The sequence below is a fragment of the Variovorax sp. UC74_104 genome, assembly GCF_044055375.1.
Taxonomy (GTDB): domain Bacteria; phylum Pseudomonadota; class Gammaproteobacteria; order Burkholderiales; family Burkholderiaceae_C; genus Variovorax.
In genome coordinates this window covers 4,550,814-4,573,320 of sequence record NZ_CP171978.1, presented here as the reverse complement: position 1 = coordinate 4,573,320, position 22,507 = coordinate 4,550,814, and the positions used below count along the sequence as shown (strand labels likewise).

The following is a 22,507-nucleotide window of genomic DNA, read 5'->3' as shown; positions in this document are numbered from 1 at the left end:
AACAGGGAGTCGCTTTCATGCCCCAATTTCGCTTCTCGTTGCCGGCCCTCACCATGGGCCTGATGGCAGTTGGCCTCACCGCACCGGCCTTCGCAGAGACGATCAAGAAACCCGAGCTCGACCGGCTGGCCGCAAGCTGGCAAAGCGGCAAGCCGCCATCGAGCTTCAATGCATTTCTGGCGCAGGCCGAGAAAGCCAACCCCGCGCTGAAGCCCGCCGTGGCGGCCTATCGCAAGAAGGCGCCGCTGGCGGGCGACGACCTCACCAACATCGCGCGCCTGCTCGGCCTGTACAACCGCCTGCACAACCAGAAGGCCGTGATCGCGAGCCTGGGCGCCATGGTGGCGATCCCGACGGCGCGCAACGTGCAGATCCCTCCGCACGAGAACCCGGCGATCATCGACTTCGGCAAGCTGGTCGAGAAGACCGCGCGCAGCTTCGGGCTGGAGTACCGCAACGTCGACAACCGCATCTTCGAAGTGAGCCTGAAGGGCAAGGGCAGCGAGGAGTTCGGCATCCTCACGCACTCCGACGTGGTGCCGGCGGTGCTCTCCGAATGGGTGCTCGACGACGGCACCCGGCTCGACCCGTTCACGATGGTTCGCGTAGGCGACCGGCTTTACGGCCGCGGCACCATCGACGACAAGGGCTCCATCGCGGCAGTGCTCTATGCGATGAAGACGGTCAAGGAAAGCGGCCTGCCCATCGAGCGCACCATGCGCCTGATGATCGAGACCACCGAGGAAACCGGCGGCGACGCCATGGAGTACTACCGCAACAAGGTGACGCTGCCGGCCTACAACATCGTGCTCGACAGCGGCTATCCGGCGGTGGTGGCCGAGAAGGGGGCGGGCTCGCTGAGCGTGTTCTTCCCTGCGGAGAAGACCGATGGCGGCGTTACCGCGATCACCGACATGGGCGCCGCCGCAGCGGTCAACGCGATCTCGCAGACCGCGACCGCCACGCTCAAGGGTGGCGACCTCGCGGCCGCATTCGCGAAGCTTGAGGCCGCGAAGTCGGGCTTCCTGCAGAAGTACGAACCGCAGGGCGGCAAGTTCGCGATCGCCATCACGCGGGGGGCGGACAGCATCGACATCAAGGTCACCGGCACCTCGGCCCATGGCTCGGAGCCGCAGAATGGCGTGAACCCGCTGCCGCGTCTGGGCCTCTTCCTGCTGGAGTCCGGCGTGACGCTGGCCGACAACCAGTTCCTCAAGGCGGTGAAGTATGTCGACGCGCTCTACGGCACGGGCTATCTGGGCGAGAAGATCGGCCTGGGCTACAGCGACGACTTCATGGGGCCGCTGACCTTCTCTCCCAACCTGATCCGCACAGGCGCTGACGGCCGGCTGGTGGTGGCGGTCAACACGCGCATGCCGCGCGGCCGCACGCCCGAAGAACTGAAGGCGCAGGTCACCGCGAAGATCAACGAGTGGGCAGCCGCGAACAAGGCCGCGGTCGAGATCAAGTACGACCAGGGCAACTGGATGGCGCGCGACCCCTCCGGGCAGTGGCTGACGACGCTGCTCAACATCTACGGCGACACCACCGGCCTCGAGGCCAAGCCGGTGTCGGCGGCCGGCGCCACCACCGCCAAGCAGATGCCCAACGCGATCAGCTTCGGCCCCGGCATGCCCGGCAAGAAGTACACCGGACACAACGCCAAGGAATACAAGGAAGTGCCGGACCTCGACGCCGACCTGCAGATGTTCACCGAGATGCTGGTGCGCATCGGCAATCTGAAGCAGATGCAGTAGGCGGCTGGGAAGCGAAGCCCCTGAGCTCCAGCAGCTCGTCGAGGATGGGGCAGGCGGGCTGGTGGTCGCCCAGGCACAGCCCGGCGAGGCGCTCCAGCACGCGCTTCGTCGCCAGCAGTTCCTCGATGCGCGCTTCGAGCTCCTCGGTCCGTTTCAGGGCGATGTGTTTCACCTCGGCGCTGCTGCGATGTTCGTCGTGCCGCAGCGCGAGCAGCCTGGCGATGTCGTTCATGCCGAAGCCCATCGCGTAGGCCCTGCGGACGAAGCGCAGCACGCCGACGTGCTCGTGCGTGTACCGGTGCCCGTAGCCGCCCAGCAGCAGGCCGCGGGCTTCGCACTGGCGCAGCAGTCTTTCGGACACGCCTGCGCGGGCGATGACCTCTTCGATGCCCAGCCGCCGGCCGGCCTCGAGGGCGCAGTTCCTGGTCGTTGCTGCGTGGGGCGTGACGGCGCGGCCGTGCGCCGCGTTGGTGCGAGGGTTCATGCGAGCTCCTGTTGAAGAGGCTCGCAGTCTTCGGCTTCGCACGGTGTCAAGGTCAAGCGGGCGATCCGCTTTCCCCTGAGGCCGAAGGGGAAAGCGGCGTATCAGCCCAGCCCGCGTGCGTGCAGCGCCGCCTTGAGCCGCCGCACCTCGTGCTGCAGGTCGAGGATCAGCGCGGCGGTGTCGAGGTTCACGCCGAAGTCGCGCTCCAGCCTGCGCGCCTCGAGCGCGCATTGGAGGTCTGTGCTCGAGAACTGCCACCGCTCGGGCGGAGCCTCCGTGGTTTCGATGCGCAGGATGCCGACTTCGACCAACTGCACGACCCATGCGGTGTCGGCCCCGACGGCATGCGCCAGTTCGCTCGCCGCGAGCGGCTGCGACGCGCTGATGGCGGTGGTGCTCGTGAGAGTGAAATTCACCATGCTCAGACTCCCAGATGCTGGCGTGGATTGAAGGATGCGGTGGCTTGCGCCAGCTGCTCGTAGGCCTTGCGAGCGCCGTCGCTGTCGGCGGGCGGCACAGCGACGTCGAGCAGCAGGTAGAGGTCGCCCGGTGTCTTGCCAGGGAACCCGCGGCCCTTCAGGCGCAGCTTCAGGCCGCTGCGCGCGTTGCGCGGCACGGTCACCTCGACCACGCCGCCGGTCGGCGTCGGCACCTGAACCTGCGCGCCCAGCGCGGCCTCGGTGGGCGTGACGGGCAGCGTCATGTACAGGTCGCGCTCCTCCACGCGATAGAGCTTGTGCGGGGCGATGCGCACTTCGAGGTACAGGTCGCCCGGCGGCTCGCCGCCGTGGCCCGGCATGCCTTGTCCTGCAAGGCGGATGAACTGCCCCGGATGCACGCCCGGCGGGATCTTCACGCTCAACGTGCGGTTGTTCCACTGCGGGTGTCCCTGCGCGTCGATGGTCTGCGCGCGCAGCGTGATCTCGCGCTCGGCGCCGTTGAGGGCGTCTTCCAGCGTGATCTCGATGGCCGCATGGTGGTCTTCGCCGCGCGCGCGGAAGTTCTGCCGCGCGGCGCCGCGACGCTCGGCCTCGCCGAAGAGCGACGAGAAGAAGTCGCTGAAGTCGGCATGGTCGGCCGGACCCTGGCGCGGGCCGCGGTGGAACTCGAAGCCCTCGTCCCAGCCCGGCGGCGGCTGGAAGTCGCCCTCGGGGCTGCCGCCGCGCGCGACGCGGTCGGCCAGCGCGTCATAGGCGGCGCGCTTTTCCTTGTCGCCCAGCACGTCCTTGGCCTCGTTGATGTCGCGCATGCGCTGTTCGGCATCGGCCTCGGTGCTGACGTCGGGGTGGTACTTGCGGGCGAGCTTGCGGTAGGCCTTGCGAACCTCGTCGTCGGACGCGGTGCGGTCGATGCCCAGTGCGCTGTAGTAGTCCTTGAATTCCATGGTGCGTGGTGCTTCGTTGGGTGGACGGCATCGAGGTGGGGGAGGTCCCTGGCAGCTAGGCCAGGGCCGCGTCGCCGTCGGCGTGCCGCAGCAGCGGCGTCACGGCCCATGTGGGGCCGCGGCGCTCGAAACGCAAGGGCTGGGCGTTGCCGAGCAGGCCGAGGTCGACGGGCACGCCCAGCAGGGCGGCCAGTGCGTAGAGCGTGCCGCCATGCGCCACCACCAGCACCGGGGCCGGCAGCCGCAGGGCGGTGTCGATGGCTTCGCGCGTGCGCGCGATGAACTGCGAGAGCGTCTCGCCGCCTTCGGGCTCGCAGGCCCAGTCGATGTTGGCGGACGAAGTGCCGATGAGCGCGCCGAAGTTGCGCTCGCGCAGTGTGGCCTGCGCGGCCGGCACCAGCTTGAGCGCGGTGGCCACCGCATAGGCGGTGTCGTTCGCGCGTCGCGCGTCGCTGCACACCACGGTGCGGATCGGCTCGCCCGCCAGCAGCGTGGCGGCGCGCGCGGCCTGCTGCAGGCCGAGTTCGCTCAGCGGCTCGTCCACCGCCTGGAAGATGCGCAGCGCATTGCGGCCGGTCTGGCCGTGGCGCAGGAAGTAGAAGTGGTCGCAGTCGGGCGAGAGCGGCTGGTCCGCGGCAATGCGGATCAGCTGGTCGAGCCCGCCGGGTCTGGTGTGGGCGGTGGTAGCGGTGTGTGTCGACATGAATGGAAGGCGGTATCGATCGATCAATCAGTACGCGAGCTGCAGCGGCGCACCCACGCGCTGCGCCTGCACGTCGGCGCGGTGGTAGGGCAGCGGATGCCACTGTTTGGCAGCGAAGAGCGGCAGCTGGTCGTAGGCGCTGCCGTAGGCCAGGCCCAGCGAAAGGTCCGTAAGCGGAAACCGGGAGGGCGTGGCGTCTTTCGATGTCATGCGGGCGTCTCTCTTCTTGGGTGGGAACAAGCAAGCCGATTAAAGAGCGTGCCTCCGCCGCGCGTTGTCACCAGCGCGGCACGCCGCGCCGCGTTCAGCCGAACTTCATGCCCTTGGGGCGGGCCTGCAGGCGGTGGATGTAGGCATCGATCTTCGGCCGGTTCGAGCGGCCGCCGAATGCGCGGTGCCAGATGAACATGGAGCCGATCATCACGTCGGCCGCCGTGAACTGCGCCCCGAAGAGGTAGGGGCCGTCGCCAAGCTCGCGCTCGACCGCGTCCTTGGCCGCCTCGAAATTCGTCCAGCCGCGCGCGCTGTTGTTGCTGCGGATCTTCAGCAGGCTGTCGCCCATCGCGGGCTCCAGCTGCGAGGTCGAATAGACCATCAGCGACAGGTAGCGGCCCCGCTCGGGCGAACCCACGGGCGGCGCCAGCCGCTTGCCGGGAAACTTCTCCGCCACGTACATGCAGATGGCCGCGTTCTCGAAGATGCGCGTTCGGCCGTCGACCAGCGCCGGCAGCTTGCCGGCCGGGTTGATCTTCAGGAACTCGGGCGTCTTGTGCGCCTTTTCCCTGATGAGGGTGGGCACGATCTCGTAGTCGACGCCGGCTTCGTCGAGCATCCATTTCGCGACCTGTGAACGGCTGTGCGGGTCGAAATACAGCTTCATGGTCATGGGAGTGTCTCCTGCGGCCTCGATGGGCCTCAATGGGCGATCTGTCGGTCAGAACTTGGGAATGCGCAGCGTCTTGCTGATCATGAGCGTGCCCGAGAGCGCGAACAGCAGCGCCAGCGGGTGCAGCTGCCACGGCCCGACGACCCATGCGCCGCCCCACAGGCCGTCGCCGATGCGGCCCTGCCACGCGGCATAGGCCAGCACGCCCACCAGCACCACGCTGGTCGGGATGGGCGTTCCCTCGAAATACTTCACCTTGTCGGAGCCGGCCGAAAGCGTCTCGGCCGTCACGTTGAAGCGCGCCAGCCGGCTCACGCCGCAGCAGACGAAATAGACCAGGATCGCGCAGTCCCAGCCGCCGTTGAGCCCCGCCGCGAAGCCCAGCGCCGCCGGCGCCACGCCGAAGGAGATCACGTCGGCCAGCGAATCGAGCTCGCGCCCAAGGGCGGATTGCGTCTGGCGCCAGCGCGCGATGCGGCCGTCGAGCACGTCGAAGACGAAGGCCGTGGGCGCGAGCGCGGCGGCCCACAGGAACTGCGCGAGCGAATGGCTCGCCATGAATGCCATCGCCAGAAACACCCCGCCCACGCCGCAAGCCGCGTTGCCGAGCGTGAACGCGTCGGCAAGATGGAACTCCCGGATCATCGAGAAATGCTTGCGGGCCGGCACGGGGGAAGGGGTGGTCATGAAAGGAAGGAAAAAGAGGAGCTGGGGAAGCTGGTGGACGGCCAATGGACCGCACCATAACCGAAGCGGCGAGCGTAGCCTGTAGTCGCGGTCCGACGCGCGGGCGCCGCCTGTCGGACAGATTTCAGGGGGTGGTCAGGCCACGCCCTGGCGGGTCTCCACGATCCGAGCGAAACGCCCGAGCAGGCTGGACGCGGCATCGGTATCGACCACGCGCTCGCGCAGCGCTGCCGGGGTCGGCGCCCTGGGAGGCCAGTTCGCCGGCCAGCATCTCGATGTAGCCGCGCATGGCGTCGGCATCGAACTCCGGGTGGAACTGCACGCCCCATGCATGCCCGCCGACCCGGAAAGCATGTATGGGCTCGTGCTCGCTGCCGGCCAGCCGCACGGCGCCTTCGGGCAGTCGCAGCGCGCTCTGCCAGTGCACCGCATGGGCCGGGAATCGGGCGGGCAGGCCGTTCAGCAGCGGATCGGCGGCGGCTGCCTCGTCGAGGGCGACGGTGACGGTGCCGACCTCCGCGCCCAGCGGGTGGTCGCCGGCCTCGCCGCCGAGCGCGTGCGCGAGCAGCTGGTGGCCGTAGCAGATGCCCAGCACCGGCGTGTCGAGCGCCACGGCCTGCGCGAGCCAGGCGGCGGTGGCCTCGCTCCAGGGCTCGCGGTGCGACACCATCGCGTGCGAGCCGGTGACGACCACCCCCGACACCAGTGCCGGATCGGGCAGGGCGTCGCCGCGGCGCGGATCGACCACCAGCAGGGGCAGCGCCTGCATCCCGAGCCCGTCGGCGATCCAGTGCTCGAAGTCGCCTTGCCGCGCGCGCAGCGCGTCGAAGGTGCTTCCGAGCTTGACGATGACGAGGGGATGCGGTCGTTGAGTGTCCATGCCGCGATCATGCCGCAGGTGCGCAACGGGCCCGCAACGGCTAAAGTGGGCGACCCCGGGGCTGTTCCCGGGCGTCCGACCCGACCGCAACTCTCACAGAGACATCCGATGCGCACACTGACGGCTTTCCTCGCGATCTTCGCCGCGGCGCTCGGCGCGCAGGCCGCCGAGGTGGTGCGCTGCACGGATGCCAGCGGGGCCATTTCGTACACCAACGTTGCCTGTCCGCCGGGCAGCAAGCAATCGCGGCAGGTACCGATCCTCGAATCGCCTCCGTCCGATCCCGCGCGCCGCGACTCTACGCCGCCCCAGGCCTCCACCCCGCCTCCTCCTCCGCCCAGCCAGGTGGCGAGCAACCCGCCCTCGGGCCCGGCCATCATTCCGCGCTATCCGGCCGAGGCCCAGCCGCAGGCCGCGGCCGAGCCTCCGGGCGTCGTCATCCTGAGCCCCGACCCGTACTACGACGGCGTGCGGCCTATCCACAGGCCGCGGCCGCCGCACGCGCACGACCCGGGCCCGCCGCCCGGGCAGCGCCCCTGCCAGAACCTCGCGGGCATCAAGCGCAACAACTGCTGAAGCCCGGATGAGCGTGGGAGAAAAGCAGGGCCCCGGCAGCCTGCCGTGGACCGTCTACTGCGACGGCAGCGCCATGCCCAATCCGGGCCGCATGGGCATCGGCGCGGTCATCACCGCGCCCGACGGCAGCCGCCACACGCTGTCGCAGGCCACGCACGCCACGGGCTGCAACAACGAAGCCGAACTGCTGGCGCTGACGCTCGCGCTGCAGGACCTGCGCGAACGCGGCGCGACGGCGGTGCGGGCCTACAGCGACAACAGCATCCTGGTCGAACAGCTCGGCCCGCCCGGATCCGAACCGGTCGCGCCGATCGTCCGGCTGGCGGGCCTGTTCGACGAAGCCCGCGCCCTGCTCGGCAGCTTCGACGACGCGCGCGTGAACTGGATTCCACGCCACCGCAACGGCGAAGCCGACGCGCTGGCACGTGCCGCGCTGGGGTTTGGCCCCAAGCCGCCGGCCCACCGGCACCGCAAGCGCCGGTAGATGCCAAAAGGGGGCACCCGCGCGAGCCCCTATCATCACGCGCCATGACAGAAGCCACTTCCCGCCCACCTCTTCCCGACCATCTCTCCATCGACCCGCGCAGCCCCCACCACGTGGCCGCCGCTTTCGAGCACGACATCGGTATCCGCTTCAACGGCAAGGACCGCCTCGACGTCGAGGAATACTGCATCAGCGAAGGCTGGATCAAGGTGCCCGCCGGCAAGACGCTCGACCGCAAGGGCAAGCCGCTGCTGATCAAGCTCAAGGGCACCGTCGAGGCGTACTACAAATAAATAGAGAGCGCGTTCATCGCCACTGGAGCAGCAGCGACCACGGCTGCCGGCTCATGTGGCGATCGATGCAGCCTGGAGTGCCTGGCGTGCATCCCTCGGGCAGGTAGCTCGGGTCCAGCCGGTGCGTGCCTGGCGCGAAATCGAGCCGGCGCCGCGTGACCGACTGCAGCACGTTGCCGCCCACGGCGTCGAATCCCGTGGCATCCACCGCCACCACCACGTCGCAATGCATGGGCAACGGCTCGCCGCCGGTGTCGCGCGCGGCCAGCACCTCGCCGATCTTGTCGAAGGTGTCGAGCTCGGCGCCGGTGCCGCGCGCCTGGCAGACCAGGTCGCCGACGCGCGGCGGCGTGCGCGTGAGGTCGCAGGCCCGCATCGCATAGTGCGTGCCGCGGCCGGCCGATTCGTCGAGGCCCGCCTGCCACGCGGCTCCCGCGTAGTCGGCATGCGCTTCGGAGAACACGAATTCCTCTTCCGTCAGCCCGGCCTGCCGTGCCAGCCAGCTGACGAAGGCTGCAGACCATGGCGTGTCGATCACCGCCACCCGCGCCAATGCCGCCTGCACGGCGCGCAGCTCCGCCGAATCCAGTCCCTCGTCGGGGCCCACGCCCATGCCTTGCAGCCGCCCGGCCGTCGCCTCGTTCAGCGCCTGCATCAGCAGATGGCGGTCGGCCGGGCGCAATGCGCCGAATCGCACCTGCGAGGGCAGCCGCGGATCGACCGCCTTCCAGTAGCCCAGCACCCGCTGCCAGGGCGCGAGGCCGGGCACGGTGCGGCGCGTGTCCTCGGCTTCGGAGTCGCCCGCCTCGGTCATGCGGCCTTCGGCATCCATCGCCTGGCCGCCGAAGGCTTCGTGCTCCTGCATGGCGAAGGTGGCCATGGCGAGGGCGCGCGCGGGCGGCGGAACCTGCGTGGCGGTGTCGAGGCAGGCCGGCGCGGCCGATGCCGGGCCAGAGGTGGTCGCCAGACACAAGGCGCAGGCGAACGCCCCCGCCCATTGCCGCGGAGAACCTGGATGCTTGTCGCTGGGCAATGGCATGAGGCTCCGGGGCGGGTGCATCAGGCCAGGATCACTCGTTCGCAGGCCTTGCGCAGACCCGAAAGGCCGGGCAGTTCGCGCGCCTTGGCGTCGGTGACGACCACGTCGACGTCCGCCGTGCGCGCGTAGGTCACGCGGCTGGCCTGGCCGATCTTCGCGTGGTCGGCCAGCAGCACCAGCTGCTGCGCCTGCTCGGCCATGGCGCGTGCGACGGTGGCCTCGTGGTGCTCGAAGCTCATGGCGCCGTGCTTCGCGTGCAGCCCTACCGGGGACAGCAGGGCGATGTCGGCGCGGTAGCGGCGGATGGCCTCGACCGTCGTGTCGCCGAAGGTGGCCTGGGTCTTCACGTCGATCTGGCCGCCCAGCAGGATGGTCTGGTTGCCCGTGAGCCGGCCTTCGCCCGCGCCCGCGAGCTTGAGCGCGATGCTCACCGAATTGGTGATGACGGTCATGCCGCTCAGCGTGGCGAGTTCCTCCGCGCAGATCGACATGGTGCTGCCCGCGTCCATGAAGATGGTCTGCCCCGGCTGGAGCAGGGCGACGGCGGCCTTGGCGATGGCGCGCTTCTCGCGTTGCCGCGCCACCAGCCGCACCGCGAGCGGCGGCTCGGGCTCCGCCCGGATCGAGATGGCGCCGCCGTGCACGCGGCGCAGCTCGCCCAGTCCCTCGAGTTCGAGCAGGTCGCGGCGCACCGTTTCGCGCGACACCGCGAGGTCCTGCACGATGCGCTCCACGCTCAGCCGGGAGAAGGTGGCCAGCAGGCTGCGGATGCGCAGGAATCGTTCTTCTTGGAGCATGGAAATGCGGCTTGAGGGAAGAAGTGAAAAAGGCGGCGTCGCGAGACGGCCGCCCTGGACAGGCGCGAAAGCCGCGCCATTGTGCCTATGTGTGCCCGTGCGTACCTCGTGCGGATGCGCGATCGACTGACCGCGCGACCGCACATCGATGCCGCCCTCAGAGGTCGGCCAGGCCCATCGCCGGATCGCTCACCGAGTGCCTGCCGGTCTCGACGCGGCCGGCGAAGCGGCGGTAGAAGGCCGGGTCGGCGTCGCAGGTGACCGCGAAGTCGTACCACTGGCCGCTGCTCGCCAGCACCCATGCCTGCTCGGCCTTGGCGCCGCCGGCCACGTTGGCGGTCCACGGGCCGTCGTCGCGATAGGCCTTGGCACGCACGGTAAACCTGCAGTTGCCGCCACCGCCGTTGAGCATTTCCACCGAGACGTTGCCGTTGGTCACGTCGTAGCACACGCGCACCTCGGGATTCGGCACGCCGCCGGCGCGAAGCCTGTTGAGGTCGCCCTTGAAGTGGCGGTGGAAGCCGTTGGGGCCGAGCACCCACAGGTCGTAGAAGCCGGCGTTGTCGGCAGCGGGGTTCCAGGTGTCGTCGAGCTGCTTGCCGGGCTCGACCATGTAGCGGCGCGGCAGGCGGTCGAGGTTGAGCTTGTCGTAGACGTGGAACACGGCGGCGGCCTTGCCGCTGTTCTTGAAGATCAGCCGCATCTGGCCGGTGGTGGCGTCGGCGCGTCCGCTCACGTGCAGTTCGTAGGGCAGGGCGCGCGAGGGGCGCGAGCCGGTGGCCTGGCGGGGCAGTTGCGGGTCGAGCGGCAGCGCCACCTGTGCGAGCGCCTGCTGGTCTGCGCGCAGCTTGTCGGCGTCGGTCCTGGTGGTACGGCCGGCCAGCGTGGGCAGCGCCTCGTTGTTGGGCGTGGCGAAGTTGAACGCGCTCGTGAGGTCGCCGCACACCGCGCGGCGGAACGGCGAGATGTTCGTCTCCTTCACGCCGAAGCGGGCCTCGATGAAGCGCAGCACCGAGGTGTGGTCGAAAGCCTGCGAGTTGACCCAGCCGCCGCGGCTCCAGGGCGAGATGACGTACATCGGCACGCGCACGCCGGGGCCGTACACGCGGCCGTCCGGTGCCGGCTGGCTGGTGGTGCCCGGCGGATTCGGGTGCGTGAAGCGCTCCACGGCGAGGTCGGCCTCGGGCAGCGTGGTCTTGCCGGCCATCGTGCCGTCGGGGTTGAGCGAGGGCGCGGCCGGCGAGGGATAGTGGTCGAAGTAGCCGTCGTTCTCGTCGAAGTTGATGAGCAGCGCGGTCTTGCTCCACACGTCCGGCACGGCGGTGAGGGCGTCCAGCACTTCCTGGATGTACCAGCCGCCCTGCACCGGGCTCGACGGTCCGGGGTGCTCCGAGTAGGTGGCCGGCGCGATGATCCACGACACCTGCGGCAGCTTGCCGTTCTTGATGTCCTGGCGGAACTGTTCGAGGAAGCCGCCGTCGGGCATGGTGTTGGCGATGCCCTTGTACAGCGGGTTGCCCGCATCGTCGCTGGCCGGATCGTAGGCGGGCGACGCGGTGTCGTTGCTCACGGGCTTGCCCGAGGCCTCGTTGGCCTTGCGGTACTGCTTGAAGCCGGCCAGCGGGTTGTCGGTGAAGTTGTCGGGCATGTTCTGGTAGATGAACCAGCTGACCTTGGCTTCCTGCAGCCGCTCGGGATAGGTCTTCCACTCGTAGCCGCTGGTCGAGGGGCCGATGTCGTCCCACTCGTTGACGACAGAGGCCACGCCCGCGACGCCGGTGCCGATCTGGCCCGAGGGGCCGTTGGTGCCGGTCCAGTGGAACATGCGATTCGAGTTGGTGCCCGTGTGCATGCTGCAGTGGTAGCCGTCGCACAGCGTGAAGGCGTTGGCCAGCGCGAACTGGAAGGTGACCTCGGCTTCCTTGAAGTAGCCCATCGACGCGTTGTTCTTGTAGCGCGGCCACTGGTAGGCGCGTCCGCCGTCCCAGGCGTTCTGGCCGTCGTTCCAGGAGTGCGGCGTGCCGCTCACGCGCTGCGCGTTGCCTTTGCGGCTGTCGAGGTGGTAGGGGAGGATGACCTTGCCGTTGGCATCGCTTTGCTGCCAAACGTTCAGGCCCTTGGGCAGCGGAATGGTGAAGCGGTCGCCGAAGCCGCGCGCGCCCATCAGCGTGCCGAAGTACTGGTCGAACGAACGGTTCTCCTGCATCAGGATGACGATGTGCTCGACGTCCTTGATGGTGCCGGTGGCGTTGTTGGCCGGAATGGCCAGCGCGCGGCGGATGCTGGGCGGAAACGCGCTGAGGGCGAGGGCTGCGGCGCCGGTTGTGGCCGTGCCGGTGAGGAATTTGCGACGGGAGTTGGTCATGGGCTTGTCGTTCTGGCTGGACATGGCGTGCGGCTCGGCTCAGGGGGCGCAGCTTTTCACGGGGGCGGCGCCGGTATCTGGCTGCGTCGGCGTCGTGGGCGTGGTCGGGGTCGTCGGCGTGCCGCCGAAGAAGCCACCGCCGCCGCCACCGCCTCCGCCGCAGGCGGAAAGGGCGCAGGCCAGGATGAGCGCGGGCGCGAGGCGCGCGCTGGAGAGAGCTTGGATTTGCATGAAGGGGTCCTCTTGATTCGTGGTGGCCTCGAGGGCTGTTGGGCTTGGGGGATCGGGGGTGGTGATCGGGCAGTTACGGCAGCGTCGACAGCGGCTGGCCCGACTTGAAGATGCTGTTGAGCTCGTCGCTCGTGAGCGCGCGATTCCAGATCGCGAAGTCGTTGAAGTCCATGGCGCCGCGAGGCGAGGAGGCTTCGCGCTGGTAGTAGGCGCCGGTGCCGTCCTCGTTGAGGCCAAGGCCGTTGCCCAGGCCACCGAGCTTGTCGACCAGCGCGGAGGTGATGACGGTGCTGTTCGTCTGCGTGCCCCTGACGGGGTCCATCACGTAGCCGCGCATCGTGAGCGCTGCCTTGTCGATGATCACCGCCACGTAGGCCCATTGGCCCGCGCTGAGGCTGTAGCCGTTGCTGTCGGCGCGTGCGCTGCCCGTGCCCACGTTGAAGCGGATCTCGCAGCTGCCAAAGAGGCCGATGGCCAGGCCCGCGTTGCCGCCGGTGGTGTAGTTCTTGTTGCCGATCACCGTGCCGCCGTTGCTCACCCCCTGGCTGCAGCTGTTGTCGGTGCGCATCCAGAAGCCGATGGTGAAGGCGGTGACGGCCGGGTTGGTGGTGACGTCGTTGTTCTGCACCAGGCGATAGCCGGCCGTGCCGCTTGCGTTCTTCACGGTGCTGTCCACGCGCAGCGCCTTGGCCTTGTTGGGTGCCACGAAGCCGTCGTCGACCAGCGAGCCGCCGTTGGCGTCGGCTGCCCAGGGGCCGAGGATGGATGCGTTCTTCGCGTCCACGGGCGGCAGTGCGTCGAGCGGGTAGTAGTCGACGAGCCCGTTCGCCAGTGTTGGCGCGAGCGTCACGGGCGCCTCGGGCTTGATGTAGGCGATCTGCGCATACAGCGCCACGCTGGCTTCGCCGCTGGCGAGCGTGTACTGGTAGCCGTAGACCCCGTCGCTGTCGGCCGCGATGGGATCGGTGTAGGTGGTGGTGCCGGCCGGCAGCGTGGTCACCAGCTTGCCGTCGCGCAGCACCTGCACCGGCGCGGTGGTGGTGCCGGCAAGCGTCCACGACAGCACGATGCTGCGCTTGTCCGCTCCCGTCTTCGCCGAGAGTCCGCGCAGCCAGGTGGACGCTTGCAGCGCCTGGCCGTTGAAGCGGTAGTCCGCAGCCGCGGGCAGCGCGCCGAGATGACGCAGCACGGTCGGCGCGATGTCGGTGGCCGCGGCGAGCGAGAGCAGGGAGGTGTCTGCGGGAGCGGCAGCGCCGACGCCGGGTTGTGCCGCAAGCGTCTTGTTGCTCGCGATGAAGATGGTCTTGCCGTCGTTGTCCTGCAGGCCAGAGGCGCTGCCGAAGGCGTCGAGGCCGTGGCCGGTGGTGAGGATCACCAGCCAGTCTTCATTCGGATCGTTGGCGGTGCGCCGCGCGACGCGCGCGAGCAGCTGCCCCAGGCCGGCGGAGGTGTCGGCGATCGCCCGCTGGTAGGCGGCGCTCTTGAGCCCGTTGCTCGCCGCCGCGGCCGGTGCGCCGTACTGCGCCACCAGCAGGTCGTAGCCCGAGTCGATGAGTTGCGCCGTGCGGTCGGTGACGCAGGCATCGGCACCCGCGCAGTCGACGGCGCTGTCGACTGCGCCGGCTTCGTTCGCGAGCAGCAGCGGGTAGAGCGCGCCCGAGGTGACGGATGCCGTCTTGTAGCCGGCCGCCTTGTTGTTCTGCCTGGCCAGCGCGAAGACCGAGGGCGCGAGCTTGACGTCGACGCGCTGGTCGGCGGTGTCCCAGCGAACGCCATGGCGCTGCGCCCATGTGCCGGTCAGCAGCGTGGCCCAGCCCGGGCCGTCGGTGGTGCGTTGCTCGCTGGGCGTGCCGTTGGCGCCGCCGGTCCAGGCCGGCGAGAGGTGCAGCGACTGCAGGGCCGGCACCTTGTTCTGCGCCATCGCATCGCGAAGCGCCGCGTGCGTGAGGCCGTCGATCTCGACCACCAGGGCCTTGGGCCCGCTCTTGCCTTGATTGATGCTCGGTGCCGGGCCGTTGCCTCCGCCGCCGGGCGACGATGTACCCATGGGCGCAAAGCCGATGCCGCCACCACCGCTACCGCCACCGCCGCAGGCGGCTAGAAGCAGCAGCGCGCAGATGTTTCCCGCCGCCCACACGCCGCGCGTGTTGTTTCCTCTGATCATGTTTCCCTCGAAGTCTCGAGATGCATGCCCCTCGGCCATGCGAGGGACCGCGGGCATTCACCCGCGTTCTGGTGAACCGGTGCATTTGCAACAAAACGCACAAATGCTCTGAATGCCTCAGATGTTGAGCTTCGCGGGTGACAACGGTTTGACAGGACCGTGAAGGTTGACGGCCAAGAAAACGGGACCCGAAGGCCCCGTGGAGAGAGATGCAAGAGAGGTGAGTGGGTGAAAGAGCGAGAACGCGCAGCCTCAGCCGATGTGCGCCTCGTATTCCTGCCCGAGCGCGACGAGGTTCGTCCAGAAGCCCTGCGGCTTGCCGCCCGCCAGGGTTTCGATGAGCACGTCGACATGCGCGTGCCAGCCGCTCGCCACGCTGAGCATGCCCTTGCGATTGGGCAGGCGGCTGTGCGTGAGCACGAGCCGCGTGGCGTCGCCCTGCGGCGTGAGTTCGAAGGTAACTTCCGACGGCGTCGCACCTCCTTCGTTCCAGCTGATCGCCAGCAGCCTGGGCGGCTCCATGCGCAGGAGCCGCGACTTCTGCAGGATCGGCTCGCGGCACTCGGCAAAGCGATCGGGCGCCACTTCACCGGTGAGGCTGGTGTGGTCGAAGCGCAGTTCGAAGAGTTCGCCCTGCGCCCGCGGCAGCGCTCCGCCGGCCAGCCAGGTGGCGCGCTTGCCGGGGTCGGCGAGGTAGGCCCATACGCGCTCGATGGGCGCGGGGAGGATGCGCTCCATGCGCAGGGTGGTGGCGTCGACCTGGGTGCCCAGGCTGTGCTTGGTCGTCATTTGCTGATGCTCCTTGGGTTGGATGGGGGAGAAACGCTCACTTGCGGGTCTGCGAATCGCGCTGCAACTCCTGCTCCAGCGCATCGAGGCGATTGCTCCAGAAGCCTTCGTAGTAGCGCAGCCATGCATCCGCCATGGCCAGCGCCGAGGGCTCGAGCCGGCAGACGTGCGCACGGCCTTGCACGGTGCGCGACACCAGGCCCGCGCGCTCCAGCGTCTTCACGTGCTTGGACGCCCCGGCGAAGGACATGCGGAAAGGCGCACCCAGTTCGCCCACGCTGCATTCGCCGTGCGACAGCAGCTGCAGCATCGTGCGGCGCGTGCTGTCGGCGAGAGCGTGGAAGACGGCGTCGAGCCGATCGTCTGCGAGTTCTAGTTCAACCATGAGGTTGAATATAGATGCGATCCCATAAATGCTCAACTGTTTGGTTGAATAACCATGTGCGTTACACCCGATACACCCGGGACGGGAAACGCGGGCATCCGACTGGATCGGGGCACGAGGCGCTCCTAGGATTCGTTCCGTTCCATCCACTCGCAGAAAGAAAGAGAAAACGAAATGACATCTCCCGTCCAGCGCCGCACCCTGTTGCTCGCCGCCTCCGTACTGCCGCTCGCCGGCGCCTGCACGGCGTGGTCGGGCACGGGCTCCCGGTCTTCCGCCGAAGCGCAGCTTGCCGAGCTGGAGCGCACGTCGGGCGGGCGCCTGGGCGTGGTCGGCTTCAACACGGGCAGCGGCGCGCGCCTGCAGCACAGGGCGCACGAGCGCTTTCCGCTGTGCAGCACCTTCAAGCTGATGCTGGCCGCTGCGGTGCTCGAGCGCAGCGCCAGGGACGGCAGCCTGCTGTCGCGCAACCTGAGCTACGGCAGGAGCGACCTGATCGACCATTCGCCGATCACCGAGAAGCACGTCGCCACCGGCATGACGGTGGCTGCCATGTGCGCCGCCACCATCCAGTACAGCGACAACGCCGCGGCCGAACCTGCTGCTGAAGGAACTCGGCGGCCCGGCCGCGGTCACTGCCTTCGCGCGCGGCATCGGCGACCAGACCTTCAGGCTCGACCGCGCCGAGCCCGAGCTCAACACCAGCATCCCCGGCGATCCGCGCGACACCACCACGCCGGCCGCGATGTCCGACAGCATCCAGCGCCTCGTGCTGGGCGACGCACTGGGCGCAGCGCAGCGCGATCAGCTCAAGACCTGGCTGCTGGGCAACACCACCAACACCGAGCGTTTCCTGGCGGGCGTGCCGGCGGGTTGGAAGGTGGGCGACAAGACCGGCGCGGGCTCGTACGGCACCACCAACGACGTCGGCGTGCTGTGGCCGCCGGTCGGCGCGCCGATCGTGCTGTCGGTGTACCTGACCTTTCCGCGGAAGGACGCGAAGGGGCGCAACGACGTCGTTGCATCGGCGACGCGGATCGCAACTGCCGCGCTGGCCGCCTGATATCGACGAGCGCGTTCAGCGCACGCCGAACAGCCCGGCGGCGTTGCCCCATGCGATGCGCCGCGCCACGTCGTCGGGCAGGTCGCCCAGCCAGGTCCGGTAGCCGCGCATCGTTTCGTCGTAGCTGCTCCAGCGCTGGTTGACCCAGGTGTCGGAGCCGACCATGAAGCGCTCCGGGTACTTGAGGATCAACGCTCGCCACTCGGGGCACAGCCTGCCGCCTTCGCAGGTGAGCCCCGGCCGGTAGGAGAGTTCGCCCATCAGCAGCGGATAGCGCTCCAGCAGCGCCTGCACCCGCTCCACCGGTGCGCCGCCGATGCCCGTGTGGGCCCAGATGAGGCGCAGCGACTGTCCCTTCGAAGGCGCATTTGCCATCAGCAGGTCGACCGCCACGTCGTCGACGTGAGCGAGCACTGCCAGCTTTTCCTTTTCCGCCAGCACGATCAGCTTCTTCGCCACCGGGCCGTTGGCGTTGGCGCTCTCGTACAGGTGGAACTCGCCCAGGCCGCGATAGGGGCCGCTGGCGGTGCCGCGAGCGAGTTCGGTCTGCACCATCTCGTAGATGGTCTCGTCGCGGAACCAGTTGGTGTAGTCGTCGCGGTTGCGGTAGAGGCGCACGAAGGGCACCACCGTCACGCCCGCCGCGCGCGTTTCGCGTGCCGCCGCGAGCGTCTGCGTGCCGGCATTGGGGCGCGAGTTCGCGATGATCGCCTTCACGTCGTTGCGCTGCATGCGCGCAAGCGCCTCGGAGGGCGGGAAGGGGCCGGTGTTGCCGTCCCAGGCTTCCTGGTTGTAGTGCAGGTGCGTGTCGAAGAGGGGGCCCTTGTAAGGAGCCGGTGTTCCCTGGGCGAACACGGTGCCGGCGGCCAGGAGCATGGCGATGGCGGATGCGGCGGCTTTCATGCGTACCCCTCGTGATGAAAGGAGCCGGATTATCCGGTCCTCGATGCGATGCCGAACGCTAGAGCTTCTTCCAAGTGAGGCCATCGGCCGAGCGATAGGTGCCGCCGCTCGCGCAGCAGCCGCCCGCACCGAAAGCGCGTCGCCCGAGCCTTGCCGTGAGCTGCCCCGCATCGAAGCTCAGCGACTGGCGCTCGCACGCGGTCGGCAACGGATAGGGCTCCGGAGCCAGCACGCTCTTCCATTCGAGCCGCCCTTGCGCGGTCTGCTGGACGCGCAGGACTTCGCAATCGTGGACGACAAGGTAAACCGCCTGGCCCGCCAGCGTGCCCTGGAACACCTGTTCGGCAGGCGCGGTGCGGATTGCGATTTCTTCCGCGCTGGGCTGGGGCGATTGCGTCGAAGCGGAAGAGCCGATGCCATCGCAGCCGGCGAGGAGGTCGGCCATGCCCGCCATCGACAGGAGCATGGCGCAGGCGGGGCGAGAGACGAATCTGGGCACGCTCTACCTGATTTCTGCGCCGCACGGACCCGTTCAGGTCTGCAGGAAGCCTGCGGGCCCGGCCCCGGCCGACGCCGCCGGCTGGGGCTCGCCCAGCATCTCGCGCAGGGTCGACTCGATGGTGCGCGACATCGCGTCCAGCGCCAGGTCGTTGGGCTGCGTGCCGAAGGGCTCCTCTATCTCCGCGCCCAGCGCTTCCAGCGCGAAGAAGGTGTAGGCGATGAAGGCGACCACCACCGGCGTCATCGGGCCGATCGCATCCACCAGCCCGAAGGGCAGCAGCACGCAATACAGGTAGATGGTGCGGTGGATGATGACGGAGTAGGTGAACGGTATCGGCGTGCTCGCGATGCGCTCGCAGCCGCCGAGCGCCTCGGTCAGGCGCCCCAGCGGGAGCTCCATGGCCTGCACCAGTGCGGGGTCGAGCCGGCCCTGCCTGCGCTGCTCGCGCATCCATTCGCCCACCATCAGCAGCAGCATCGCCGGCTTGAAGCGCGCGGTGCGCAGGCGGGCGCAGTCTTCCTCGGGCAGCAGCCGGGCCATGTCGGCCGCAGGGTCGGTGCCACGCAACTGGTGGCGCAGCGCATGGACGAAGGCGATGAGGCGCAGCGCGGCCGTGCGGGCTTCGGCGGGGGCTTCGGCCAGGGTCAGCGCCTGCCGGACCAGCACGCGGGTTTCGTTCAGCAGCGTGCCCCACAGCGTGCGGGCTTCCCAGAAGCGCGAATAGCTCGTGCTGTTGCGAAAGCCCAGGAAGATGGCCAGCGTGAGGCCGATGAGCGAGAAGGGCACGAAATTCAGCGGCACCTTCCACTGGAAGAGCCGGCCGTGCAGCACCGTCACCAGCACCGCGAAGGCGGTGGTCCACAGCAGCTGGGGCGCGATGTCCGACAGGACGGAGCCGCGCCATACGAAGAGCATGCGCAGCCAGTGGGGACGGGGTCGGACGATCATCGGTCGGCGATTATCCCCGCGACCAGCAGCGGAGAGCTAAAGCACGAACCAGCCCACCGCCACGTAGTGGCTCGCCGTTCCCGCGAGCACGAACAGGTGCCACGCTCCGTGCGCGTGGCGGAAGCCTTGCCTGTTGCGATAGAACACCGTGCCCACGGTGTAGAAGGCTCCGCCGATCAGCAGCCAGGCGAGGCCCTCCGCGTCGAGCCGCGCGGCCAGCGGCGCGGCGGCCAGCACGACGAGCCAGCCCAGGCCGATGTACAGCGGCAGCGAGGGCTTCTTCGGCATGCCGTCCTTCGCCGGCAGCAACTCGCGCCGGATGCCGAAGAGCGCCACGCCCCAGATCGTGGCCAGCAGCAGCAGGCCCCACGGGCCTTGCATGGTGACCAGCGCGAAGGGCGTGTAGGTGCCGGCGATCAGCAGGTAGATGGCGCAGTGGTCGGCCCTCTCCCACACGCGCTTGAGCCGCCCGCGCGTGCTGTGGAAGAGGGTGGAAGCCGCGTAGAGCGCCACGGCCGAGAGCGAGAACACCAGCGCCCCCGCGATGCGCGCGGGGTCGCCGGTGGGCACGGTCTTCACCAGCAGCAGCGCCATCGCGGGCAGCGCGAGCAGCAGGCCCAGCAGATGGCTGTAGCCGTTGAGCCTTTCGCCCGGGTACATCGCTCGCGCCTCGCCCGGCCTGCGCCTCAGCGGCCCGTTTCCTTCAGGTAGGTCTTGCGTGCCGCGAAGGCGGTGTTCGCGAAGTCCGAGAACACGCCGTCGATGCCCGCGCGGAAGTACGCGAGGTATTCGGCCGCCGGGTCGCCCTTGTAGACGCCCGCCAAGTACTTCGCCTCGTTGCGGAAGGTGTAGCTGTGCACGAAGAGGCCGGCCTTGTGCGCATCGGCGATCAGGCTGGTGGGCTTGATGGTGTTCACGTCGGCCAGGCCCTTGCCTGCGACGAAAGGCACGACGGTGTGGGCCATCACCTGCGGCTTCCATGGGCCGATGCCGTCGGCATAGGTCTTGACCTCGGCCAGGCCCGCGGGCGTGAGCATCTCGCCGAACCACTTCGGGTTGCCCGCCAGCGTCCAGCTGTAGGGGCGGCCGTCGACGAAGGTGTAGACGTCCTTCGTGACGTAGATCATCTCGCCGGTCTGGTAGTTGATGTCGTTGCCGTCCACCAGCTGCACCGCGCGGGCCTTCATGCCGGCCGAGCGCAGGTACTTCAGGCTCTCGGGCTCGAAGCTCTGCACGAAGATCGGCGCGTCCTTGCGGTTGAGGTCGTTGAAGTTCATGACCTTCAGCAGCGCGTCTTCCAGCGGATGGCTGCCCGCCGGGCCGCAGCCGTTGGCGATGGCCTGGGCGTTGTTCCAGATCGGGTTCTTGGTTTCCGGATACACGGTGAGCGTGCGGCCGGTGGCGGCGCTCTTGGCCTTCGCGATGTCGATGATTTCCTGGAAGCTCAGGATCGGCAGCTTGCCGTTGAGGTCGGTCGGGCGCTGGTCCCTCGCGTCGTAGGTGGTGCCGCGAATCCACTGGCGCAGTTCGTCCATCGTGAAGTCGGTGATGGACCAGTCGTTGGTGTGGTCCTCGACATCGACGATGAGCGACTTGAGCACCGACTTCGGATCGTTCGGGTCGGTCAGGTCGCTCAGGTACTGGGCCGGGCCGTTGGCCTCGATGGGCGGGTACTTCACGTCGACCAGCACGCCCGGCACGGTGCGCTTGCGGCCGGCGACGGTGGTGTTGGTCTTGGCGACTTCCGCGATGTTGGTGTTGTCGCTCAGCCAGGGGTTGTGGCGTGCGACGAGCACGCAGTCTTTGGTCAGGTGCAGGTCGGTCTCCAGCGAATCGGCGCCGGCGTCGGCCGCGGCTTCGTAGGCGGTCTTCGTTTCTTCCGGATAGAGGCCCGGCAGCCCGCGATGGCCGATGACCAGGGGCACGGAGCCGTCGAGCGTGCCCAGCGGCGCGGGGGCGGGGGGCGCCGGCGTGGGGGCGGGAGTCGGTGCCGGTGTGGGCGGAAGGACCGGAAGCGAGATGCCTCCTCCGCTGCCGCCACCGCAGGAAGCGATCACCAGGCTGCCCCCGATGGCTGCGATGGTTGCGAGAACGGGACGAGGCGCGGGCGCAGGAACGCTCTTCTTCATATGCTTTTCGGATGTTGTTGAAAGAGAAACGAAGGCGGCCGGATGCTAGGTTTGCCCCGTGACGGGACAGTGACCGGCCAGGGCCGCCGCGCCTGGGAGAGGGCGCTCAGGTGCTGCTGCTGCCTGCGCGGCCGGTGCGCGCGAAAGAGCTCGGAGACTGCCCGACCGAACGGCTGAAGGCAGCGCTGAACGCGCTGGCCGATTGATAGCCGATGGCATGCGCGACCTCGCCGAGCGAAAGGCCGTCGTGCCACAGCATGTCCTTGGCGAGCGCCATGCGCCATCGCAGCACGTATTCCATCGGCGGCACGCCGAGGATTCGCATGAAGTGCGAGGCAAACGCGGCGCGCGACATTCCCACCTTGCCCGCGAGATCCTCGATGGTCCAGCGCCGCGCCACGTCCTCGTGGATGAGCCGCAGCGCCTGCGCCATTCGCGCGTTCGCGAGGCCGGCGAGCAGGCCGGAGACCGGCGCGTCGTCCTGCGCCGGGCGCCAGCGCAAGGCCTCGATCAGCATGATCTCCACCAGGCGCTGCAGGATGGCGTCGCCGCCGGGCCTGGGCGACGTGTTCTCCTCGTCGATGGCGCGTGCGATCCAGGCCAGCCGCGCCGCCTGGGCGTCGGTGGCCTTGATGTGGACCACCGCCGGCAGGAGCCCCACGAGCAGCGGCGCGCTCGTCGGATCGAACAGGAAGTAGCCGCCGAGCATCCGGACCGCCGCCTCGTCTTCCTGCGCGCCGTGGCGGATTTCTCCCACCGGGTTCGCGTCGGCGACGCGCATGGTCGGGCGCTTCATGGCCTCGAGGTCGCTGCCCATGCGGAAGCCGGGCGTCGCGGGCAGCAGGACGTAGTCGCCGGCCTCCATCAGGAAGGGTTCCGCCGACTCCAGGCCCAGCCAGCAGGAGCCCTCGAGCATCAGGCAGAAGCTGGGGTGCCCGTGGTTCGGGTACTGCACGGCCCAGCTTCCCGCGCCGCTGATGAACTTGGACAGCACGGTCCGCGGACGCAGCAGGGCCACGATGGAGGCCAGTGGATCTGGATTTAGACGATCACGCATG

At 68.9% G+C, this 22,507-nt stretch carries 26 protein-coding genes and 1 pseudogene; 6 read left to right on the top strand and 21 right to left on the bottom strand.

Annotated features, from left to right (window positions below):
- Positions 1 to 17: 17 nt before the first annotated feature.
- Complete coding sequence (locus tag ACHMXA_RS21480) at positions 18 to 1,757, top strand: dipeptidase (protein WP_395316333.1); 1,740 nt, start codon at positions 18 to 20, stop codon at positions 1,755 to 1,757.
- Here the strand turns inward: ACHMXA_RS21480 and ACHMXA_RS21475 are convergent.
- From ACHMXA_RS21475 to ACHMXA_RS21440, 8 genes are all read right to left on the bottom strand, one after another.
- A complete protein-coding gene (locus ACHMXA_RS21475) occupies positions 1,711 to 2,241 on the bottom strand; it encodes a MerR family DNA-binding protein (protein WP_395316332.1) in 531 nt (176 codons plus the stop codon). The two genes, ACHMXA_RS21480 and ACHMXA_RS21475, sit on opposite strands and share 47 nt — an antisense overlap.
- Positions 2,242 to 2,342: 101 nt before the next feature.
- Positions 2,343 to 2,660: a chaperone modulator CbpM gene (locus ACHMXA_RS21470; protein ID WP_395316331.1), complete on the bottom strand. Its 318-nt coding sequence runs from the start codon at positions 2,658 to 2,660 to the stop codon at positions 2,343 to 2,345.
- Positions 2,661 to 2,662: 2 nt separating this feature from the next.
- On the bottom strand, positions 2,663 to 3,625 hold the full coding sequence (locus tag ACHMXA_RS21465) for a DnaJ C-terminal domain-containing protein (RefSeq protein WP_176666863.1): 963 nt from the start codon (positions 3,623 to 3,625) through the stop codon (positions 2,663 to 2,665).
- 55 nt (positions 3,626 to 3,680) lie between these two features.
- Complete coding sequence (locus ACHMXA_RS21460) at positions 3,681 to 4,328, bottom strand: histidine phosphatase family protein (RefSeq protein ID WP_176666862.1); 648 nt, start codon at positions 4,326 to 4,328, stop codon at positions 3,681 to 3,683.
- A gap of 27 nt (positions 4,329 to 4,355) precedes the next feature.
- Entirely contained in the window at positions 4,356 to 4,538 is a 183-nt protein-coding gene (locus ACHMXA_RS21455) for a hypothetical protein (protein WP_176666861.1), read from the bottom strand.
- Between the two features lie 94 nt (positions 4,539 to 4,632).
- Positions 4,633 to 5,214 (bottom strand): glutathione S-transferase family protein, encoded by a 582-nt coding sequence (locus ACHMXA_RS21450; RefSeq protein ID WP_176666860.1) that lies wholly within the window; start codon positions 5,212 to 5,214, stop codon positions 4,633 to 4,635.
- A 48-nt stretch (positions 5,215 to 5,262) separates the two neighbouring features.
- On the bottom strand, positions 5,263 to 5,901 hold the full coding sequence (locus tag ACHMXA_RS21445; RefSeq protein ID WP_176666859.1) for a phosphatidylcholine/phosphatidylserine synthase: 639 nt from the start codon (positions 5,899 to 5,901) through the stop codon (positions 5,263 to 5,265).
- 124 nt (positions 5,902 to 6,025) lie between these two features.
- On the bottom strand, positions 6,026 to 6,781 hold the full coding sequence (locus ACHMXA_RS21440; protein ID WP_395316330.1) for a glutamine amidotransferase: 756 nt from the start codon (positions 6,779 to 6,781) through the stop codon (positions 6,026 to 6,028).
- A 108-nt stretch (positions 6,782 to 6,889) separates the two neighbouring features.
- On the opposite strand from ACHMXA_RS21440, the gene ACHMXA_RS21435 reads away from it, so the two are divergent.
- From ACHMXA_RS21435 to ACHMXA_RS21425, 3 genes are read left to right on the top strand one after another with little or no spacing between them, the layout of a single operon-like run.
- Positions 6,890 to 7,357 carry a hypothetical protein gene (locus tag ACHMXA_RS21435; RefSeq protein ID WP_395316329.1) on the top strand — a complete coding sequence of 156 codons (468 nt, stop codon included), beginning with the start codon at positions 6,890 to 6,892 and terminating at the stop codon, positions 7,355 to 7,357.
- Positions 7,358 to 7,364: 7 nt separating this feature from the next.
- Complete coding sequence (locus ACHMXA_RS21430; protein WP_395316328.1) at positions 7,365 to 7,841, top strand: ribonuclease HI family protein; 477 nt, start codon at positions 7,365 to 7,367, stop codon at positions 7,839 to 7,841.
- A gap of 44 nt (positions 7,842 to 7,885) precedes the next feature.
- Positions 7,886 to 8,134, top strand: a complete 249-nt coding sequence (locus tag ACHMXA_RS21425) for a DUF3297 family protein (RefSeq protein WP_126021985.1) — start codon at positions 7,886 to 7,888, stop codon at positions 8,132 to 8,134.
- 13 nt (positions 8,135 to 8,147) lie between these two features.
- On the opposite strand, the gene ACHMXA_RS21420 is transcribed toward ACHMXA_RS21425, so the two are convergent.
- The 7 genes from ACHMXA_RS21420 to ACHMXA_RS21390 all read right to left on the bottom strand — a co-directional run bounded on the left by ACHMXA_RS21420 (position 8,148) and on the right by ACHMXA_RS21390 (position 15,904).
- Positions 8,148 to 9,173, bottom strand: a complete 1,026-nt coding sequence (locus ACHMXA_RS21420; RefSeq protein WP_256099123.1) for a DUF2272 domain-containing protein — start codon at positions 9,171 to 9,173, stop codon at positions 8,148 to 8,150.
- 20 nt (positions 9,174 to 9,193) lie between these two features.
- Positions 9,194 to 9,970, bottom strand: a complete 777-nt coding sequence (locus ACHMXA_RS21415) for a DeoR/GlpR family DNA-binding transcription regulator (RefSeq protein ID WP_176666855.1) — start codon at positions 9,968 to 9,970, stop codon at positions 9,194 to 9,196.
- 157 nt (positions 9,971 to 10,127) lie between these two features.
- Positions 10,128 to 12,359 carry a phosphocholine-specific phospholipase C gene (locus ACHMXA_RS21410; RefSeq protein ID WP_371132238.1) on the bottom strand — a complete coding sequence of 744 codons (2,232 nt, stop codon included), beginning with the start codon at positions 12,357 to 12,359 and terminating at the stop codon, positions 10,128 to 10,130.
- A 15-nt stretch (positions 12,360 to 12,374) separates the two neighbouring features.
- Positions 12,375 to 12,566 carry a hypothetical protein gene (locus tag ACHMXA_RS21405; RefSeq protein ID WP_176666854.1) on the bottom strand — a complete coding sequence of 64 codons (192 nt, stop codon included), beginning with the start codon at positions 12,564 to 12,566 and terminating at the stop codon, positions 12,375 to 12,377.
- Between the two features lie 73 nt (positions 12,567 to 12,639).
- Positions 12,640 to 14,730: a LamG domain-containing protein gene (locus tag ACHMXA_RS21400; protein WP_256099122.1), complete on the bottom strand. Its 2,091-nt coding sequence runs from the start codon at positions 14,728 to 14,730 to the stop codon at positions 12,640 to 12,642.
- 252 nt (positions 14,731 to 14,982) lie between these two features.
- Positions 14,983 to 15,519 carry an SRPBCC family protein gene (locus ACHMXA_RS21395; RefSeq protein ID WP_176666853.1) on the bottom strand — a complete coding sequence of 179 codons (537 nt, stop codon included), beginning with the start codon at positions 15,517 to 15,519 and terminating at the stop codon, positions 14,983 to 14,985.
- 37 nt (positions 15,520 to 15,556) lie between these two features.
- The gene (locus ACHMXA_RS21390) at positions 15,557 to 15,904 is read right to left on the bottom strand and encodes a helix-turn-helix transcriptional regulator (RefSeq protein ID WP_176666852.1); all 348 of its coding nucleotides are present in this window, start codon (positions 15,902 to 15,904) and stop codon (positions 15,557 to 15,559) included.
- A gap of 174 nt (positions 15,905 to 16,078) precedes the next feature.
- Between ACHMXA_RS21390 and ACHMXA_RS21385 the strand changes: the two are divergent.
- Positions 16,079 to 16,534, top strand: a pseudogene (locus tag ACHMXA_RS21385) (serine hydrolase); the annotation flags it as partial.
- Positions 16,452 to 16,967 (top strand): serine hydrolase, encoded by a 516-nt coding sequence (locus ACHMXA_RS21380; protein ID WP_395321343.1) that lies wholly within the window; start codon positions 16,452 to 16,454, stop codon positions 16,965 to 16,967. The pseudogene ACHMXA_RS21385 and the gene ACHMXA_RS21380, both read left to right, overlap by 83 nt.
- Positions 16,968 to 16,982: 15 nt before the next feature.
- Here the strand turns inward: ACHMXA_RS21380 and ACHMXA_RS21375 are convergent, their stop codons facing one another.
- From ACHMXA_RS21375 to ACHMXA_RS21350, 6 genes are all read right to left on the bottom strand, one after another.
- Positions 16,983 to 17,870: an amidohydrolase family protein gene (locus ACHMXA_RS21375; RefSeq protein ID WP_176666850.1), complete on the bottom strand. Its 888-nt coding sequence runs from the start codon at positions 17,868 to 17,870 to the stop codon at positions 16,983 to 16,985.
- A 58-nt stretch (positions 17,871 to 17,928) separates the two neighbouring features.
- Positions 17,929 to 18,369 carry a hypothetical protein gene (locus ACHMXA_RS21370; protein WP_395316327.1) on the bottom strand — a complete coding sequence of 147 codons (441 nt, stop codon included), beginning with the start codon at positions 18,367 to 18,369 and terminating at the stop codon, positions 17,929 to 17,931.
- A gap of 33 nt (positions 18,370 to 18,402) precedes the next feature.
- The gene (locus tag ACHMXA_RS21365; protein ID WP_395316326.1) at positions 18,403 to 19,320 is read right to left on the bottom strand and encodes a bestrophin family protein; all 918 of its coding nucleotides are present in this window, start codon (positions 19,318 to 19,320) and stop codon (positions 18,403 to 18,405) included.
- 36 nt (positions 19,321 to 19,356) lie between these two features.
- Positions 19,357 to 19,980 (bottom strand): hemolysin III family protein, encoded by a 624-nt coding sequence (locus tag ACHMXA_RS21360; protein WP_395316325.1) that lies wholly within the window; start codon positions 19,978 to 19,980, stop codon positions 19,357 to 19,359.
- 26 nt (positions 19,981 to 20,006) lie between these two features.
- A complete protein-coding gene (locus ACHMXA_RS21355) occupies positions 20,007 to 21,449 on the bottom strand; it encodes a glycerophosphodiester phosphodiesterase family protein (RefSeq protein WP_395316324.1) in 1,443 nt (480 codons plus the stop codon).
- 106 nt (positions 21,450 to 21,555) lie between these two features.
- The gene (locus ACHMXA_RS21350) at positions 21,556 to 22,506 is read right to left on the bottom strand and encodes an AraC family transcriptional regulator (RefSeq protein ID WP_395316323.1); all 951 of its coding nucleotides are present in this window, start codon (positions 22,504 to 22,506) and stop codon (positions 21,556 to 21,558) included.
- Between the last annotated feature and the right edge of the window lies 1 nt (position 22,507).